17 protein-coding genes and 1 pseudogene are annotated in these 17,766 nt (G+C 72.2%); 5 read left to right on the plus strand and 13 right to left on the minus strand.

What is annotated here, in order from left to right; all coding sequences use genetic code 11:
* Nucleotides 1-4 precede the first annotated feature (4 nt).
* From ACZ4Z1_RS22760 to ACZ4Z1_RS22780, 5 genes and pseudogenes are all read left to right on the plus strand, one after another.
* Nucleotides 5-1,302: pseudogene (locus tag ACZ4Z1_RS22760) on the plus strand (hypothetical protein).
* On the plus strand, nucleotides 1,299-2,255 hold the full coding sequence (locus ACZ4Z1_RS22765) for a glycosyltransferase family 2 protein (protein WP_468488423.1): 957 nt from the start codon (nucleotides 1,299-1,301) through the stop codon (nucleotides 2,253-2,255). The pseudogene ACZ4Z1_RS22760 and the gene ACZ4Z1_RS22765 overlap by 4 nt, the downstream one beginning before the upstream one ends.
* Complete coding sequence (locus ACZ4Z1_RS22770) at nucleotides 2,252-3,448, plus strand: polysaccharide pyruvyl transferase family protein (protein ID WP_468488424.1); 1,197 nt, start codon at nucleotides 2,252-2,254, stop codon at nucleotides 3,446-3,448. The genes ACZ4Z1_RS22765 and ACZ4Z1_RS22770 overlap by 4 nt, the downstream gene beginning before the upstream one ends.
* The gene (gene rfbC / locus ACZ4Z1_RS22775) at nucleotides 3,445-3,996 is read left to right on the plus strand and encodes a dTDP-4-dehydrorhamnose 3,5-epimerase (RefSeq protein ID WP_468488425.1); all 552 of its coding nucleotides are present in this window, start codon (nucleotides 3,445-3,447) and stop codon (nucleotides 3,994-3,996) included. The genes ACZ4Z1_RS22770 and rfbC overlap by 4 nt, the downstream gene beginning before the upstream one ends.
* 25 nt (nucleotides 3,997-4,021) lie before the next feature.
* Nucleotides 4,022-5,386, plus strand: coding sequence for a glutamate-1-semialdehyde 2,1-aminomutase (locus ACZ4Z1_RS22780; protein ID WP_468488451.1), 1,365 nt, complete (start codon nucleotides 4,022-4,024; stop codon nucleotides 5,384-5,386).
* Nucleotides 5,387-5,408: 22 nt separating this feature from the next.
* Here ACZ4Z1_RS22780 and ACZ4Z1_RS22785 read toward each other — a convergent pair whose 3' ends face one another.
* From ACZ4Z1_RS22785 to ACZ4Z1_RS22845, 13 genes are all read right to left on the minus strand, one after another.
* Nucleotides 5,409-6,068, minus strand: a complete 660-nt coding sequence (locus ACZ4Z1_RS22785) for a phosphatase PAP2 family protein (RefSeq protein WP_468488426.1) — start codon at nucleotides 6,066-6,068, stop codon at nucleotides 5,409-5,411.
* Nucleotides 6,065-6,187 (minus strand): hypothetical protein, encoded by a 123-nt coding sequence (locus ACZ4Z1_RS22790; protein ID WP_468488427.1) that lies wholly within the window; start codon nucleotides 6,185-6,187, stop codon nucleotides 6,065-6,067. Before ACZ4Z1_RS22790 ends, ACZ4Z1_RS22785 begins: the two co-directional genes overlap by 4 nt.
* A gap of 233 nt (nucleotides 6,188-6,420) precedes the next feature.
* On the minus strand, nucleotides 6,421-6,780 hold the full coding sequence (locus tag ACZ4Z1_RS22795; RefSeq protein WP_468488428.1) for a hypothetical protein: 360 nt from the start codon (nucleotides 6,778-6,780) through the stop codon (nucleotides 6,421-6,423).
* A 497-nt stretch (nucleotides 6,781-7,277) separates the two neighbouring features.
* On the minus strand, nucleotides 7,278-7,946 hold the full coding sequence (locus tag ACZ4Z1_RS22800) for a hypothetical protein (RefSeq protein ID WP_468488429.1): 669 nt from the start codon (nucleotides 7,944-7,946) through the stop codon (nucleotides 7,278-7,280).
* Nucleotides 7,943-9,064, minus strand: a complete 1,122-nt coding sequence (locus ACZ4Z1_RS22805) for an ROK family glucokinase (RefSeq protein WP_030023694.1) — start codon at nucleotides 9,062-9,064, stop codon at nucleotides 7,943-7,945. The genes ACZ4Z1_RS22800 and ACZ4Z1_RS22805 overlap by 4 nt, the downstream gene beginning before the upstream one ends.
* A gap of 304 nt (nucleotides 9,065-9,368) precedes the next feature.
* Complete coding sequence (locus ACZ4Z1_RS22810; RefSeq protein WP_468488430.1) at nucleotides 9,369-10,313, minus strand: ATP-binding cassette domain-containing protein; 945 nt, start codon at nucleotides 10,311-10,313, stop codon at nucleotides 9,369-9,371.
* On the minus strand, nucleotides 10,310-11,380 hold the full coding sequence (locus tag ACZ4Z1_RS22815) for an ABC transporter permease (RefSeq protein ID WP_468488431.1): 1,071 nt from the start codon (nucleotides 11,378-11,380) through the stop codon (nucleotides 10,310-10,312). Before ACZ4Z1_RS22815 ends, ACZ4Z1_RS22810 begins: the two co-directional genes overlap by 4 nt.
* Nucleotides 11,377-12,390: a sugar ABC transporter substrate-binding protein gene (locus ACZ4Z1_RS22820; protein WP_468488432.1), complete on the minus strand. Its 1,014-nt coding sequence runs from the start codon at nucleotides 12,388-12,390 to the stop codon at nucleotides 11,377-11,379. Before ACZ4Z1_RS22820 ends, ACZ4Z1_RS22815 begins: the two co-directional genes overlap by 4 nt.
* A 124-nt stretch (nucleotides 12,391-12,514) precedes the next feature.
* Entirely contained in the window at nucleotides 12,515-12,796 is a 282-nt protein-coding gene (locus tag ACZ4Z1_RS22825; protein WP_468488433.1) for a hypothetical protein, read from the minus strand.
* A gap of 127 nt (nucleotides 12,797-12,923) precedes the next feature.
* Nucleotides 12,924-13,697 (minus strand): GntR family transcriptional regulator, encoded by a 774-nt coding sequence (locus tag ACZ4Z1_RS22830; RefSeq protein ID WP_468488434.1) that lies wholly within the window; start codon nucleotides 13,695-13,697, stop codon nucleotides 12,924-12,926.
* A 145-nt stretch (nucleotides 13,698-13,842) separates the two neighbouring features.
* On the minus strand, nucleotides 13,843-14,688 hold the full coding sequence (locus tag ACZ4Z1_RS22835) for a transporter substrate-binding domain-containing protein (RefSeq protein WP_468488435.1): 846 nt from the start codon (nucleotides 14,686-14,688) through the stop codon (nucleotides 13,843-13,845).
* Nucleotides 14,689-15,177: 489 nt separating this feature from the next.
* On the minus strand, nucleotides 15,178-16,383 hold the full coding sequence (locus ACZ4Z1_RS22840; RefSeq protein WP_468488436.1) for a cytochrome P450 family protein: 1,206 nt from the start codon (nucleotides 16,381-16,383) through the stop codon (nucleotides 15,178-15,180).
* Nucleotides 16,384-16,524: 141 nt separating this feature from the next.
* A complete protein-coding gene (locus ACZ4Z1_RS22845; protein ID WP_468488437.1) occupies nucleotides 16,525-17,193 on the minus strand; it encodes a bifunctional 4-hydroxy-2-oxoglutarate aldolase/2-dehydro-3-deoxy-phosphogluconate aldolase in 669 nt (222 codons plus the stop codon).
* Between the last annotated feature and the right edge of the window lie 573 nt (nucleotides 17,194-17,766).

Genomic DNA, 17,766 nt, shown 5'->3' on the forward strand with positions numbered 1-17,766 from the left:
ACCCATGGCCACCGAGGGGGAGAAGACGAGGCCGAGGGCCGGGACCGCCAAGCGGGCCCTCGTCGGACGGCTGTCCTGGGGACTGGCCGACCAGGCGGCCTCCAGCGTGTCCAACTTCGTGGTGGGCATCTACGTGGCCCGCTCGCTGGGGGTGACCGCGTTCGGCGTGTTCAGCCTCGCCTGGGTGACCTACGGCGTGGTGCTCAACGTCTCCCGCGGCCTGGCCACCGACCCGCTCGTGGTGCGCTTCAGCGGCGTGCCGGACGCGTCCTGGCGCGGGGCGGTGGCCCGGTCGTCGGGTGCCGCGCTCGGCGTCGGTTGCGCCCTCGGCGCGGCATGTCTGGTGGTCGGCCTCGGCGTCGGCGGCCGGGTGGGGCCCGCGTTCGCCTGCCTCGGCGTCGTCCTGCCCGGACTGCTGCTGCAGGACGCGTGGCGGTTCGCGTTCTTCGCCGCGGGCACCGGGCGCAAGGCGTTCGTCAACGACCTCGTGTGGGGCGTCGCGCTCGTCCCGGCCATGGTGGTGGCGAGTCGTACGGGCAGCGGGGACAGCGTCTCCGCTTTCGTGCTCGCCTGGGGCGCCTCCGCCGCGGTGGCCGCGGTGTACGGCTGCTTCCAGTCCGGGATCCGGCCCCGGCTGACCGGAGCGCGCGAGTGGCTTCGCGCGCACCGCGACCTCGGCTACCGGTACCTGGTCGAGAACGTCAGCAACAGCGGCGCGAGCCAGCTGAGGGCCTACGGACTCGGCGCGATCGTCGGGATCGGCGCCGTGGGTGTGGTCCGCGGTGCCGAGCTGCTGCTCGGCCCGTTCATGGCGGTGCTGATGGGGCTGTCTCTGGTCACCGTCGCGGAGGCGGCACGGGTGCTGCGGCGGGCCCCGCACCGCCTCGGCAGGTTCTGCCTCCTGCTGGGCGGCGGGCAGGCCGCCGCAGCGCTGCTGTGGGGCGGGGCGTTGCTGCTCGTGCCCGGCCGGCTCGGCGAGCTCGTACTCGGCGGCGTCTGGAACTCCGCCTCGGAGCTGATCGTGCCGGTCACGCTCGGCGTCGCGGGCGCCGGCCTCGGCACCGGCGCGGCGGCCGGGCTGCGCGCGCTCGGCGCGGCCCGGCGCAGCCTGCGCAGCCAACTGTTCGCCTCCGCCTGTTACGTCATCGGCGGGCTCGGCGGGGCGGCCGTGGCCGGCACGGCCGGCTCGGCCTGGGGCGTCGCCGCCGCGACCGTCAGCAGCTCGGCCGTGTGGTGGCTGCACCTGCGGTCCGCCTTGGCGAACACCACCACAACCCCGTACGCGAAGTGAGGACCACATGACGGCATCTCGCCGCACTCCACGGCTGAGCATCGGCCTGCCCGTGTACAACGGCGAGCAGTACCTCGCCGAGTCGCTCGACGCCCTGCTCGGCCAGACCTACGAGGACTTCGAGCTGGTCATCTCCGACAACGCCTCGACCGACGGGACCCGGGACATCTGCCGCGAGTACGCCACGCAGGACTCGCGCATCCGGTACCTCCGCCTGCCCCGGAACATCGGCGCCGCGCCGAATCACAACCACGTGTTCACCGAGTGCCGCGGCGAGCTGTTCAAGTGGGCCTCGCACGACGACCTGTACGCCCGCGATCTGCTGCGGCGCTGCGTCCAGGCGCTGGACGAGCGGCCGGACGTGATCCTCGCGCACTCCGGCCAGGCGGTCATCGACGGCGACGGCCAGGTGAAGGTCCCGTACGAGTACGGGCTCGCCACCGACTCGCCGCACGCGCCGGAGCGCTTCCGCAGCCTGCTGTTCGAGCCCGGTGGCGACGACTTCTACGGGGTGATGCGGGCCGACGTGCTGCGCCGGGTGAAGCCGCACGACAGCTACCACCACGCGGACCGCACGTTCGTCGCCGAGATCGCCCTGCACGGGCCCTTCCACCAGGTGCCGGAGCTGCTGTACTTCCGCCGCGACCACCCCACCCGCGCCGAGCGGGCGAACCCGTCCAAGCGCTCCCGGTGCGTCAACCTGGACCCGCGCCGGGCAGGCCCGCTGCACCCCACGCCCCGGCTGCTCGCCGAGTACGTCTGGGGATTCGTCGCGGCGATCCGGCGGGCGCCGCTGTCCCCGGCCGACCGGCGCGCGTGCTACCGCCACCTGGCCGCATGGATGTCCAGCCGGGTCCGGCCGGGCGCCGGCGAACGGGTCGAGGACCGCGCCCCGGTCGATCCGGCCCGGCTCACTGTCTCCGTGGACGCCCTCGTCGCCGGGCGTGAGGGGCGTGGGGCATGAAGCCTGCGACACGGGTGGGGGTGTTCGGCCTGCTCGGCTCCGGCAACCTCGGCAACGACGGGTCGCTGGAGGCCGTGCTCGGGTACCTCCGCGCCGAGCACCCGGAGGCGGTCGTGGACGCGCTGTGCGGCGGACCCGAGGTCGTCGCGGCCCGCTACCGCATCCCCGCGACGCGGCTGCACTGGTACCGCGGGGAGTACCGGACCGCGACGCGTGCGGGCGCGATCGCGGCGAAGGGTCTGGGCAAACTCGTCGACGCCGTCCGCACCGCTGCCTGGGTGCGCCGGCACGACGTGGTGATCGTGCCGGGCATGGGCGTCCTGGAGGCCACGCTGCCGCTGCGGCCGTGGGGCTTCCCGTACTCACTGTTCCTGCTCTGCGCGACCGGCCGGCTGTCCGGCACCCGGGTCGCGCTGGTCAGCGTCGGCGCCGCCGAGATCGGCGACCGGCCGACCCGGGCCCTGGTGCGCTGGTCGGCGCGGCTGGCCGCGTACCGGTCGTACCGGGACGCCCTGTCCCACGACGCGATGCGGGCGATGGGCGTGGACACCGCGCGCGACGAGGTCTACCCGGACCTCGCCTTCGCCCTGCCGGCACCGCCGCCCGGCCCGACGGGCCGGGTCTGCGTCGGTGTCATGGACTTTCACGGCGGCAACGACGACCGGGCCCACGCCGACGAGATCCACCGCCGCTACCTCGCAGGAACGACCCGTTTCGTGCGTGCGCTGGTCGCGGAGGGCAGACGGGTCCGGCTGCTGACCGGCGACGCGTGCGACGGGCCGGTGGTCGCCGCGATCATCGAAGCGGTGGCCTCGCCACTGGTCACGGCTGCCGAAGTGTCCTCCCTTGCCGACCTGATGAAGGAGACGTCGGCCGCGGACGCCGTGGTGGCCACCCGCTACCACAACCTGATCTGCGCGCTGAAGGCCGGCACGCCCACGATCGCACTCAGCTACGCGGCGAAGAGCGACGCGCTCATGGCGAGGATGGGCCTTGGCGCGTACTGCCACCCGGCCCGAGAGATCGACGCCGACCGGCTGCTGGAACAGTTCCGGGAGCTGGAGAAGCGGTCGGCGGAGCTGCGGCGGACCCTCACCGAGCGGAACGAGGACGCCGCGCAGCAACTCGCCCATCAGTTCACCGCCTTGACCAGGACCCTCTTCAAGGCGACCGCCCGGCAGGAGACTCCATGAAAGCCACCGAAGTTCCGGCGATCGCCGGCGCGTACCTGTTCGAGCCGACGCCGTACGCCGACGAGCGCGGCTTCTTCTGCCGCACCTTCGACGCCGACGTGGTCCGCTCGGTCGGCCTCGACCCGTACGCCTTCGTCCAGGACAGCGTGTCCCGCTCGGCCCGGGGTGTGCTGCGCGGCCTGCACCTGCGCTCGGGTGCGGGCGAGGCCAAGCTGGTGCGCTGCTCGTACGGGAAGATCTTCGACGTCGTCGTGGACCTGCGGACGGATTCGCCGACCTACCGCAACGTGGCCTCCTTCGAACTCTCCGGCGACACACAGGTGACCCTGTACGTCCCGGCGGGATGCGCGCACGGCTTCCAGGCACTGACCGGGACCGCCGACACCTCGTACCGGATCGACCGCCCGCACGATCCGGCCGAGGACGTGACGATCGCCTTCGACGACCCGGAGCTCGCCATTCCGTGGCCGCTGCCGCCCGCGTCGATGTCGCAGCGGGACCGGGAGGCGCCGAGCCTCGCCGAGGTACTGAAGCAGAAAGCGAGCTGAGGCCGGCGTGGACACCGAACACACCATGGAGACCGAGGAGTTCCTCCTGCCGCGGTCGCGGGCGGCGAACGAGCGGCTGCACGCCATGATCCCCGGAGGCGCGCACACCTACGCCAAGGGCGACGACCAGTACCCCGAGAACCTGGCCCCGGTCATCAGCCACGGCCGCGGTGCCCACGTGTGGGACATCGACGGCAACCGCTACATCGAGTACGGATCAGGACTGCGGTCGGTCAGCCTCGGCCACGCCCACCCCCGCGTGACCGAGGCGGTGCGCCGGGAGCTCGACCGCGGCAGCAACTTCGTCCGTCCCTCCATCGTGGAGGTCGAGGCCGCGGAACGCTTCCTCGCCACCGTGCCGACCGCCGAGATGGTCAAGTTCGCGAAGAACGGCTCCGACGCGACCACCGCCGCGGTGCGCCTCGCCCGCGCCGTCACCGGGCGCCCGCGGGTGGCCCTCTGCGGCGATCACCCCTTCTTCTCCGTCGACGACTGGTTCATCGGCACCACGCCGATGTCCGCCGGTGTCCCGGCGGCGACCACCGAACTCACCGTGTCGTTCCCCTACGGGGACCTGGCCGCCACGGAGGAACTGCTCACCCGCTACCAGGACGAGGTCGCCTGCCTGATCCTCGAACCCGCCACCCACACCGAGCCTTCCCCAAGCTCTCAACTCCGTTCGAGCAGGGAAGACCCCACTCCCGGGTACCTCGCGGGCCTGCGCGAGGTGGCCGACCGGCACGGCTGCGTACTGATCTTCGATGAGATGATCACCGGCTTCCGCTGGTCCGAGGCGGGCGCCCAGGGCCTGTACGGCGTCGTCCCCGACCTCTCCACATTCGGCAAGGCGCTGGGCAACGGGTTCGCCGTCTCCGCGCTGGCCGGGCGCCGCGACCTGATGGAGCGGGGCGGGCTGCGCCACTGCGGCGACCGGGTGTTCCTGCTGTCCACCACGCACGGCGCGGAAACGCACGCGCTGGCCGCCGCGATGGCCGTGCAGACCACCTACGTCGAGGAGGGCGTCACCGCGCGACTGCACAGCCTCGGCGAGCGGTTGGCCGCCGGTGTCCGGGGCGCCGCGGCCACCACGGGCGTCGGCGACCACATCGTCGTACGGGGCCGGGCCAGCAACCTGGTCTTCGCCACCCTCGACGAGAATCGGCAGCCGTCACAGCAGTACCGCACTCTGTTCCTGCGCCAACTCCTCACGGGCGGGGTGCTGGCCCCGTCGTTCGTGGTCAGCAGCACGCTGGAAGACGCCGACATCGACCGCACCGTCGACGTGGTGGCCCAGGCATGTGCGGTGTACCGCAAGGCGCTGGACGCCGGTGACCCCACCCCCTGGCTGGCCGGGCGACCGGTGAAGCCCGTATTCCGCCGGCCGGCGTGACGGCACGTCAGCAGCGCGCGTGTCAGCCGGCGTCGGCCCTGCGATCGGCCATCCGGTCGACGAGCCACGCCGTCGCCGGTGTCACCGCCAGCGCGGTACACCAGCCGCCGAGGACATCGGTCGGGTAGTGCGCGCCCAGAGCGACCTGCGCCCAGCCCATGGCGGCGCCGGCAACCAGCGCCGCGGCGAGCACGAGCAACGTGCCGGTCGTCCTGCCGAGGCCGAGCCGGCCGGTCGCGAGCAGCGCCACCACGAGGGCGAGCGCGGTGAGGAAGGCGGTGTGCCCGCTCGGGTAGGACAGGTTGCCGTCGCCGTGGATGGTGCGTCCCACCAGAGGCTTGAGCAGTGTCGCCGTACCCACGGCCACGCCGACACCGACCACGGCGAGCACCGCCGCGCCAGGACACCGAAGCAGCAGGCAGCCCGTGGCGGTGACCACGACCAGCGTCGCCGCTCCGGCGGGCTCCCCCAAGAAGTCCGTGGCCAGAGCGACGTGCCGCCACGGCGGCCGCACACTGTCCGCGGTCGGCTGGATGATCCACCTGTCCACCCTGCCGGGCTCACTGTGGCCGGCGTACAGGGCCCCGAGCACGACGACCGTCAGCGCGGCGAGAGCCGCGATCAGCCCGAGCCACGCGCGCAGCGACGGAGGCAGCACCGCAGGCGCAGGCCGGCCGGTCACACGCCCATCGCGTCGGGTCGGCCTGCGGTGGCTTGCCGTGACCGGTAGCCGGTGTTCCAGATCTTGATCTGCTGAGGCATCTTGACCTCTTGAGGCAGGGTGAGGGCCTGGCCCGTCATCCGACCGGTGGTCAGCCATGAATCAGCGGCCTCCTGCTCCCCTGCTCCACACCCCTGGCATCCGCTGACCCCTGCGGTACCCCACCCATCACTACCTCCACCGCACCGTAGGCCGCCCCGCCCCACATGCAATGCTCCGTGCAGGCTATGCCTGTTTTCAGCTCCCCGACCATCCTTTCGTCACCTTCACAGCGGCGCCCACCAACCCCGTCCGGTCCTCGCCCGTGGAGCGGTCAGTCGATCGGGCCCCAGGCTCGGTACGGCCGTTGCGGCGCGGGCCCGGAGGTGTCCGGCCTGGTGCCCGTCGCCCCCGGTGTGCCGGAGCGCCTCTCTCGCAGGGTGTACAGCACCACGACGAGGAAGATCGCTACGGGCAGGAGGAGCACGGCAGCGAGCACCAGGCTGATCGCCGCTGCCGCGGTCTCCCCGTCCTGCGCGGCGCCGATGCCGGTCAACCGCCAAGGCCGCTCGGACATGCTCACGGCCGTGGCAGTCAGCGCCACGCCCACCAGAACCAGGAACGGTGTGAGGATCGATCCCATGGCCGGGCGATGTCGACGACTGCCGCCGAGAGCATTGGAGGACATGAACATGACCAACACCCTAACCATGCGCGCCCTGGCCCGGAGACTCCTGATCAGTGGTAGACCGTTGCCTCCTTGGCGAGACCGTTTTTGACATGGAGGCGGTAGCAGCGGGCGCCTGCGCCCGTGTACCTGCGGCGGCGGGCAGAGTCTGGGACGGGGCCAGGAGGAGGAGACTCACCATCGCGGCGAGAGTCGGCAAGTCGTCTGCGGCCGCCGGGCCCTGAGGTTTTGCGCGAAGGTCTCTCGTAGGCAGGCCAATGGCCAACCATTCGGGTACCGGTCACTTACTGTCCGCCGGACAGGGCACCAAGTGGGGCGCGATCTCGATGGTGCGGAAGCGGAACGGTCTTCGGATGGCCGTTCAAGCGCCCCACGCGGCCGATCAGGCGCGGGAGCGGAAAAGCATGCGCCGCACGCGAAAGCCCCGCCGGGGCGCTACGGCGGGGCTCCGTCGGGCCGGGGCCACCCCCGGACCAGCAGCTGAAGGCTGTCCCGTAATCCCCTCACCGCTCAAAAGCGACCGTGGAAACCACGTAAACCACCGGATGCCCCGGCTCATCGAAATTGACCGTGATGTTCTGGCTCGGGTGGGGGTCCTTGGCCTTGATGGAGGTGCCGGACCACTGGCCGCCGCCGGCCAGGTCCCAGCCGACCTTGGCGGCCTGTGTGCCGGTGATGGTGATTTCGCCGTCCTTGAGGGCTTCGCGGCCGGTGCCGGCCCATTTCAGATAGTGGTCCAGGCCCCAGTCGTTGGTGCGGAACTGGACGTACAGGGAGCTGCGGTGCCAGGCGTTGGACTCGTAGTAGTAGACCGGGGTCGCGCCGGCCGGGATCGGGACGTTGTAGATGCGCTGCTGCACCTTGGACGGGTAGTCGTTGTAGAGGCCGGTGGAGGCGGCCTCCTCCTCCTTGCTCTGGCCGCTGTCCCGGCTCTGCTCGGCGGAGATGACGATGTAGCCCGCCGGGATGGCGATGAGGAGGAAGATGATCAGCGCGGTGAGCCAGCGGCGGCCGCGGCTCGGCCGGGAGGCCGCGGATGCGCCGGTCGAGGGGCTGGCCGAAGGTCCGGTGGGCGGGTCGGGCCGTTCGGGGGCCTCGCGCGTGGCGTGGCCCGGTTCGGTCCCGGCCTGATCGCGTTCCTCGGTCATGGGCGGGTTGGCCGGCTCCGTCATCGCCGGCCCGATCGTTCGTACCGCTCGTAGCGTTCCACGCGGCGACGGTTGGCGCGCCGGAAGCGGCGGGCCACCAGGCGCGCCAGGTCGGCGGCGCCGACCATGCCGGCCTCGGGGCCCAGCTGAGCCTTGGCGATACGGGCCTCGGGGCGGTAGCCGCGGCCGGTCAGGGTGCGCCGGAAGGCGTCCCGGGCCGGGCCGATGAGCAGGTCGTCGGCGGCGCTGACGCCACCGCCGATCACGAAGCAGGACGGGTCCAGCGCGGCGGCCAGGTTGGCGATGCCCACGCCCAGCCACTGCCCGATGTCCTGGAGCAGCTCGACGCACATGGCGTCGCCCTCGCGGGCCAGCTCGGTGATGAGCGGGCCGGTGATGTCGGTGACGCGGCCGCCGACCCGGTCGATGATGTTGTACGCGACCGGGGAGTCCGCGGCGGCCAGCTCGCGGGCCTCGCGGACCAGGGCGTTGCCGGAGCTGTACTGCTCCCAGCAGCCGCGGTTGCCGCACGGGCAGCGGTGTCCGGCGGGCACCACCTGCATGTGGCCGAACTCGCCGGCCACCCCGTACTTGCCGCGCTTGACCGCGCCGTCCTCCAGGATCGCGCCGCCGATGCCGGTACCGAGCGTGATCATGACGAGGTGGTCCTCGCCGCGGCCCGCACCGAAGCGCCACTCCGCCCAGGCGGCCGTGTTGGCGTCGTTGTCGACCATGACGGGCACCGCCAGGCGGCCCGCGAGGCGGTCGCGCAGCGGCTCGTTGCGCCAGTTCAGGTGGGGTGCGAAGAGGACGGTGCTGCGCTCGGCGTCGACCCAGCCGGCCGCGCCGATACCCACCGCGTGCACATCGTGCCGGTCGGAGAGGTCCAGCACCAGTTCGGTGATGACGTCCTCGACGACCTTGGGGCTCTTGGACTTGTCGGGCGTCTCGGTACGGACCTTCTCCAGGATCGTGCCGTCCGCGTCGACGACGCCGGCCATCACCTTCGTGCCGCCGATGTCGATGCCCACGGTCGGCACGCGGGGTGCGCTCAGGTGGGAGCGCCGCTCGCGGGTGCCCACCGTGCGCAGCACGGTCGCTCTGGCCGACCCTCGGTGCACCCGGTCCCGGTACGTGCTCATCGACCCACCTCTTCGCCGTTGCGGTGGCGGCGGCTGCGTGCTCGCAAGAGTCGTCTCGTCCCTGCGGGTGTCGGGAGGCCGGGGCCTCGGGCGTGCATGGTCCGGTGTCGTGCTCGTTCGGCCGGTACGCGTGCGGTGCCGTACGCGTACGGGTGCGTTCCCGGGGCCGGGCCCCGGGGTACGCGGTCCGTGCCCGGCGGCGGTGACGTGCACGGTCCGGTGCGATTGTGCCCTAACAGCGGTACACGGCGCATGGCGGCGCGGGTCCCGCGGAACCCGCGCCACCGCCCGTGGACCGCCCCGCTCAGTGCGTGGGGTGGCCGCCGAGGTGGCTGGGCTCGGGCGCGCGGGCCAGCTCGTGGCTGAGCTGTTCCAGCTCGCTGCCGCCCGCCATCTGGCGCGTCAGCTCGTCCAGGGCGATCTCGGACCTGGTGTGGCTGCCGGCCATCGTGCCGCGCTTGAGGAGGACGAAGCGGTTGCCGACGAGGTAGGCGTGGTGCGGGTTGTGGGTGATCAACACCACGCCGAGGCCGGCGTCGCGCGCGGCCGCGACGTACTTCAGGACGACGCCGGACTGCTTGACGCCGAGTGCCGCCGTCGGCTCGTCCAGCACCAGCACCTTCGCGCCGAAGTACACGGCGCGGGCGATGGCCACGCACTGCCGTTCGCCGCCGGAGAGGGTGCCGATGGGCTGGTCCACGTCCCGCAGGTCGATGCCCATGCGCAGCAGCTCGGCGCGGGTGGTCTCGCGCATCAGCTGGACGTCGAGCCGCTTGAAGGGGCCGGCGCCCTTGGTGGGCTCGGAGCCGAGGAAGAAGTTGCGCCAGACCGGCATCAGGGGGACGACGGCCAGGTCCTGGTAGACGGTGGCGATGCCGCGGTCCAGCGCCTCGCGCGGGGAGGACAGCCGGGTTTCCCCGCCCTCGATCGCGAAGCGGCCCGCGTCGTGCTGGTGCAGCCCCGCGATGATCTTGATGAGGGTGGACTTGCCCGCGCCGTTGTCACCGAGCACACAGGTGATCTCGCCCGCGTGCACCTCCAGCGAGACGCCTTCGAGGGCCTTGACGTTGCCGTAGAACTTGCTGACGCCGGCCAGCTCCACCAGGGGCGGGGCGGCGTCCGTGGCCGGTTGGACCTCCGGGGCGTCCGCGGCCCGTACCGCCTCCGCGGCAGCCGTGGCCGGTACGGCCTCCGCGCCCGGCGCCGCGTCCGCGTCCGCCGCGCCCTCCGGCCTCTCCGGGTTGCTCATTTCGTCGCCTCCGCGCGCTTGCGGACCCATGCGTTCAGGAGCGTGGCCAGCAGCAGCATCGCTCCGAGGAAGAACTTGTACCAGTCCGGGTTCCACTGGGCGTACACGATGCCCTTGCTGGCCATGCCGAAGATGAAGGCGCCGACGGCGGCGCCGATCGCCGAGCCGTAACCGCCGGTCATCAGGCAGCCGCCGACCGCGGCGGCGATGATGTAGAGGAACTCGTTGCCGACACCGTCGCCGGACTGGATCGCGTCGTACGAGAACAGCAGGTGCTGCCCGGAGATCCAGGCCGCCAGCGCCACGCCCATGTACAGGCCGATCTTCGTCCTGGTGACCGGGACGCCGACCGCGCGTGCGGCGTCCGCGCCGCCGCCCACCGCGAAGATCCAGTTGCCGACGCGGGTGCGCAGCAGGATCCAGGTGGCGAGCGCGACCAGGCCGATCCACCACAGGATGGTGACCTGGATGTCCACGCCGCCGATGCTCAGGTGGGACGCGAAGAGCGCCCGGGCCGAGTCGAAGCCCTCCATGTCGGCGATGGACTTCGTGGAGACCGTCCCGCTGATCAGCTTGGTGAAGCCGAGGTTGAGGCCGGTCAGCATGAAGAACGTGCCGAGGGTGATGATGAAGCTGGGCAGCTTCGTACGGGTCAGCAGGAAGCCGTTGAAGACCCCGATGGCCAAGGTGACCAGCAAGGACACCCCGACGCCCACCCAGATGTTGGCCGTCATCTGGTAGCTGAACATCGACGAGACCAGCGCCGAGCTGACGACCATGACGCCGGCCGACAGGTCGAACTCGCCGCCGATCATCAGCAGGGCCACCGGTACGGCCATGATGCCGATCGTCGACGACGCGTACAGCACGGTCGAGAGGCTGGACGCCTGCAGGAACGTGTCGGCGGCGAAGGAGAAGAAGAGGAAGACCGCCACGGCGCCGACCACCGCGCCCAGCTCGGGGCGGCTCATCAGGCGGCGCGCCGGCGACCGGGGCACCAGGCGCTCGTCCGGCCCCTGGCCGCCCTGCGGCCCGCTGTCCTGCACGGGTGTCTCCGTGGTGCTCATCGGGTCCCCCGCTTCGTGTACTCCTGCAGGGCCGCGGCGTCCTTCTTGGTGATCACCTGGGGTCCGGTGAAGACCGGCTTGCCGCCGCCGAGGACGTCGGCGTTGTACTTGTAGAGCCACAGCAGGTCGACGGCCTGGTAGCCCTGGAGGTACGGCTGCTGGTCGACGGCGAAGCCGAGCGAGCCGTCCTTGAGGCCGTCGGCGACCTTCGCATTCAGGTCGAAGGTGTCGATCTCGGCGTCGCTGCCGGACTGCTCCTTGGCCTTGACGGCGGTCGGCGCGAACGGCGCGCCCAGCGTCACGACGGAGTCGATGTCCCGGTCCGACTGGAGCTTGGCCTCGATGGTGGACTGCACGTCGGGCATGTTGGTGCCCTCCACGTACAGCTTCTGCATCTCGCCCTTGAAGGTCTTCTTCGCGCCGTCGCAGCGCTGCTCGTGGCCGACGTTGCCCTGCTCGTGCAGGACGCACAGGGCCTTCTTGCGGCCCCGCCGGTTCAGCTCCTCACCGACGGCCTCGCCGGCCACGGTCTCGTCCTGGCCGATGTGGGTCAGGGCGCCGAACGCCTTGGACGCCTCGGCGCCGGAGTTCACGGTGATCACCGGGATGCCGGCCTTCTCGGCCCGGGCGACCACGTCCTTCATGGCGTCGGGCTTGGCCAGCGTGACGATCAGCCCGTCCACCTTCTGGTCGATGTAGGACTGCACGAGCTGGCTCTGCCGCTGCGCCTCCTTGTCGTGCCCGTAGACGAACTTGATGTTGTCCTTGTCGGCGGCCTGCCGGGCGCCGTTCTGCACGATGTCCCAGAAGGTGTCGCCGTCGCCCGAGTGGGTGACCATGGCGAAGGTCCACCTCGGGGTGTTGACGGCCGCCTTGCCGCCGGCGGTCTGGGCGGCGCGCGCTTCCTCGGCGCGCTTGCCGCCGGTGCTGCTGCACCCCGCCAGGGACGCGGCGAGCACCGCTGCCAGCACCGCGGTCACCGCGCGTACCCCTGTCCGAACCCTTGCCACGAGGTCGAGCCCTTCTCGTTGCTGTTGCTGCTGTCACTGTGCGCCTGGGGCGCTGTGCCGGGTTTGGGCCGAAAATGATCGGTCCCGGCCGCCCAAGTATCCGTTACGCCTGTTCCGCGTGGGGTCAGCGGGTCCCGCGCCGGGTGTCACTCCGCGTGATACTCCGCCGGCTGCGGTACGCCGCCCGGTACCCGGATGCCGGGAGCCGGGGCCTGCCGACGCGGGCGGTCCGGGGCTCGTCGGCAAGAGGTCCGGCGGTACGAGGTCGAGCGGTGCCGGATTCGGCGGTACGGCGCTCGGTGGTGCCGGACACGGTGGCACCGGGCAGCGGGGTGCCGGACACGGTGACGCCGGGCAGGGCCGCGCCGGACACGGTGGTACGGGCCTTGCGCACGGTACGCCTCATGGAACCGCCCTCTCTCCCGCGCCGCCCGATGGCGGCTGGAGGAGTTCTAGCGGCGCGCGCCGAGCCCCGTCAATGGTTTGTCAGAACATCCTTACCCGGGTGGCGGAATTTTCCGGGGGCGGCGCCCTCAGGGCCGTACGAGCAGCTGGAACTCGAAGGCGTACCGCGAGGCCCGGTAGACGTGCGAGCCGAATTCGACCGCGCGGCCGGTGTCGTCGAAGGTCGTACGCTGCATCGTCAGCAGCGGGGCGCCCTCGGGCTCGCCGAGCCGCTCGCCCTCCTCGGCCGTCGCGGCACGCGCGCCGACGGCCTGGCGGGCGCTGTGCAGGGTGATGCCAGCCGCCCGCATCAGGCGGTACAGGCCGGTCTCCTCCAGCCGCTCGGTCCCGAGGTCGAGCAGTCCGGCGGGCAGGTGGTTGCACAGGTGGGCGACCGGCTCACCGTGCGTGAGCCGCAGCCGCTCGACACGTACGACCTCGGCGCCCTCGGCGATCCCGAGCGCGGCGGCGACCTCGGCGGTGGCCGCGGTGGTGGTGTTGAGGAGCACGCGGGTGGCGGGCTTCTGCCCGGCGGCCTCCAGGTCGTCGTAGAGACTGCTCAGCTCCAGCGGGCGCTTGACCTGGCTGTGCACGACCTGCGTACCGATGCCGCGGCGCCGCACCAGCAGTCCCTTGTCCACCAGCGACTGGATCGCCTGGCGGACGGTCGGACGGGACAGCCCGAGGCGCCCGGCCAGCTCGATCTCGTTGCCGAGCAGGCTGCCCGGGGCCAGCCCACCGGTCTCGATCGCCGCCTCCAGCTGCTGGGACAGCTGGAAGTACAGCGGGACCGGGCTGCTCCGGTCCACGCTGAACCGGACGGGGCTCTCGGCGCCCTCGGAGTCTGTATCGCGTTTCCCCACGGCTGGGAGCGTATCCGGCCGGGCAGATGACGGGAAGTCCAGAGGTCACATTGTCCGGACAATCACATACAGGGATGGTACGTACCAAGTGCGGGTACCTGCCACGCGGCCCGCCGTACCCCCGGCCGCCCCCTCTCCCTCCCCCTCACTTCGCCATCCAGGCGTCCTCGTACTTCTTGTACGTGCCGCCGTGCTTGGCCAGGTGGACCCACTGGTCGACGTACTCCTTGAACTGGACGTCGGCGCGGGGTACGGCGTACGCCTTCTCGGAGAAGGTGAAGGGCCGGTCCGGGTGGACCGCGCACAGTTCCGGATGGATCTTGGCCTGGTAGCGGGTCTCGCTCGCGTCGGTCATCATCACGTCCGCGCGGCCCGCGATGATCTCGTCGAAGACGGTGGTGTTGTCCGGGTGCGGCTTGATGGTCGCACGCTTGATGACGGAGCGGGTGAACTGCTCGTTGGTGCCACCGGGGTTGACGATGACCGTGGTGCCCGGGCGGTCGATCTCCCCCAGCGTCCGGTACTTGTCCCTGTCCGCACAGCGGACGATGGGGGTCTTCCCGTCCGTGCGCGTGGGCTCGCTGAAGGCCGCCTTGCGGGCGCGCGGCAGGGTGATCGAGACGCCGCCCATGGCGATGTCGCAGCGCCCCGCCGCCAGGTCGCCGACCAGCTTCGCCCAGGTCGTGGCCACGTACTTCGGCCTGGCGTCCAGGCTTGCGGCGAGGTCGCGGGCCATCGAGACGTCCACACCGCTGTACGCCCCGGACACGGGGTCGCGGTGGGTGAAGGGGCGGTAATCACCGGTGGTGCAGACACGGAGGACACCGCGCCGGGGAACGGTGTCGAGGAGGGAGGCGGGGCGCGTCGCGGTGTACGCGGCGGTGGACGGCCGGTCCGGGCGGCCGGACGGGGCCACCGGGGCGGTCGTCGGTGCGGCGGCGGTGAGGGCGAGGGCGCAGGTCAGGGCGGAGAGAACGGCGGCGCGGCGCATGGTGCGGCTCCTGTACGCGGCGGGGACGTGGGCGGACCGGGCCGTCAGCGTGGCAGAGCGCGGGACGCGAGTGAAGGGCGTGACCGGCTGGTGGAACGGCTTACGGTTCGTCATCCCTCGCCGGGGGCGCGGTGTTCGCGGCGGGAGCCCCCCCTGACACGCCCTGACGGCCGAACCTTCGCGCGAGCTCCCGAAGCCGTTCCGCCGCCTCGGCCGCCTGGGCGCCGGTGAAGGGAACGCCGGGCATCCGGGCCGACTCCTCGACCCGGTCGGCGAAACGCAGGTGCTCGCGGCGCGCGTGGTCCCGGCAGGGCGAGCAGGTGACCTTTTCCGGGCGGGGTGAGGCCATCGCGTAGGGCCGCCGGCGTCCGCACCCGGTGGTGAAGGAGCGTTCCCACGGTCCTCCCGTCCTGTGCCCGGTCGGGACGGAGCGGCCACCGTCCAGGGGCACGCCTGCTCTCAGCGGGCCCCGCACGATGCCGTACCGCGCTAGCGCCAGCGCACCGGCAGTTGCTGGGGGCCGCGGATCGTCATGCCGGGGCGCCAGGTCAGCGTGTCGTTGCCGGCGTCCAGTGCGAGGTCGGGACAGCGTTCCAGGAGGGAGCGGACCGCGATGCGGCCCTCCATGCGGGCCAGTGGGGCGCCGAGGCAGAAGTGGATGCCGTGGCCGAAGGCGACGTGGCCGCGTGTCTCGCGGGTGATGTCGAAGGTGTCGGGGGTCGCGAAGCGCTCGGCGTCGCGGCCCGCCGCCGCCAGGCCGACGATGACGACCTCGCCGGCCGCGACGGCCTTGCCGCCGATCTCGACGGGCTCGGTGGCGAACCGCCAGGTGGCGTTCTCCACGGGGCCGTCGTAGCGCAGCATCTCCTCCACGGCGTTGTCCATGAGGGAGAAGTCGGCGCGCAGGGCGGCCAGTTGCGCGGGGTGCCGGAGCAGTGCGCGCGTCCCGTTGGCGATGAGGTTGACGGTGGTTTCGTGCCCGGCGACGAGCAGCAGGAAGGCCATGCCGAGGAGTTCCTGCCGGGAGAGCTGGTCGCCGTCCTCGTCGCTCGTGCGCACCAGGGCGCTCAGCAGGTCCTCGCCGGGCGACTGCCGCTTGGCCTCGATCAGGCCGTCCAGGTAGGCGGCCATGTCCCGGGCGGCGGCCATCGACGCGTCGTGGCTGGTCGGTGAGACCAGCTCGTTGGACCAGACGCGGAAGGGCTCCCGCTCGATGTCGGGCACGCCGAGCAGCTCGCAGATGACGGTCATCGGGAGCGGGAAGGCGAGCGCCTCGACGAGGTCGGCGCGGCCGTCGGGGGCGGCCAGCATGGCGTCCAGGAGTTCGTCGGTGATCTGCTGGACGCGCGGGCGCAGCGCCTCGACGCGGCGGGAGGTGAACTCCCGGGCCACCAGCTTGCGCAGCCGGGTGTGCTGCGGCGGGTCGGCGTCGAGCATGTTCATCAGCTGCCACTCGGCGTCCTCCTCGGGGCCCAGGACGGGAGCGGCGGAGCGGGTCCAGTCCTTGGCGAGCCGGGCGTCGGCCAGTGCGGCCCGCACCTCCTCGTACCCGACGACGAGCCACACGTCCATGCCCTCGGCTTCGGGGACGCGGACCCGGTGGACCGGCCCCTGGGCGCGCAGCTTGGCGTAGTACGGGTGGGGGTCGGCGACGAAATCCGGGCCGTATGCGCTCAGGTCGATGATTTCCGGCATGGTCCTGTCCGCCCCTCGTAGGCTTTTTCGTCACCGTACGTACGCCACGGGCGGGCGGCATCGGCCCCACGGAGGAGGCGGACGGCCGGACGTCCTCCGTGGGGAGTGCTGCGCCTGCGGTATGCCGGGAGCGGGGCGGCCTCAGACGTCGTAGAGACCCGGCGCCCCCGGGCCGGCGGGCGGCTGCGGGGCGGCGTCCGCGAGGCGGGCGAGCAGGTCGGTGGCGCGCTTGGCGACCGTCTCGCGGTCGCCTTCCGAGAGCGCCGAGCCCATGCCCACGGCCACCGCGCCGGCGGCTATCCACTCGGGCGCGGTCTCGACCGTCACGCCGCCGGTCGGCAGCACCGGCGCCTGCGGCAGGGCCGCGCGGACGTCACGGAGCCAGTCCGGGCGGTGCGCGGAGGCCGGGAAGAGCTTGAGCGCGTCGGCGCCCAGCTCCAGGGCGCGCACCATCTCGGTGGGGGTGGCGACGCCCGGGAAGACCGGGACGCCGTAGCGGTGGCCGGTGCGGATGACCTCGGCGTCCAGGCTGGGCGAGACCAGGAAGCGGGCACCGGCGTCCACGGCCATCCGGGCCGAGACGGCATCCAGGACCGTGCCGGCGCCGATGACGGCGTCGTTGCCCAGCTCGCGGCTGAGGGTGGTGACCGCCTCCAGCGCGAACGGCGTGGTCAGCGATATCTCCAGGCTGGTGATCCCGGCGGACAGCAGGGTGTCAGCGGTGGCGCTGGCCTCGTCGTAGGTCTCGCTGCGGACGACGGCGAAAACACGCTGCGCCAGAGCGGCCCGGGTGATCTCCCAGCGGTACACGGCAGTTCGCCGCCTTCCTTTTCTCAGTCGCCAAACCCGTCGCGGTGCGCCCGCGGAACGGCCGGGCACACGGCGCCTCATGGGCCGTGCCGCGCCGCAGGTGACCTCGTCCTGGTCCCTTTGCCACCGTTGCACGCCCATTCGTCGTTTCTACCGAAACGCTACCGGGAACCACTGACAATCCTCTCGCGGGGGTGCGTCCCGCTGCCCGCCGAACGACGGGAACCGACCGGGCGGCAGGGTGCGCGGCCTTCACGGTGACGGCTTCCGGGCCGGGCCGCCCCGGTTCGGTGCCGGTGCGCTCGCAGGGGCGGCGCAGCGCGTACGCGGCCGCGGCGGCCCGTACGGAGGGCGGCGGCCGGGGCCGGGAGCAGTCCGGACCGCTCCCGTCCGCCCGCCGGGTCCGGGTGACGAGGTGCGGCGTACCGCGATGGGCGGGAAGCACAGCGGCGGGGGGGGGGGGGGGGCCCCCCCCCCCCCCCCCCCGGACAGATGAGAGTTTCCACAGACCCGATCGACCAAGTCGAACAAAGTGTAGTGGGCGGCGGTGTGGTAGTCCTCCTCCTTCTTCCC

The sequence above is a fragment of the Streptomyces sp. NPDC030165 genome (assembly GCF_055573595.1).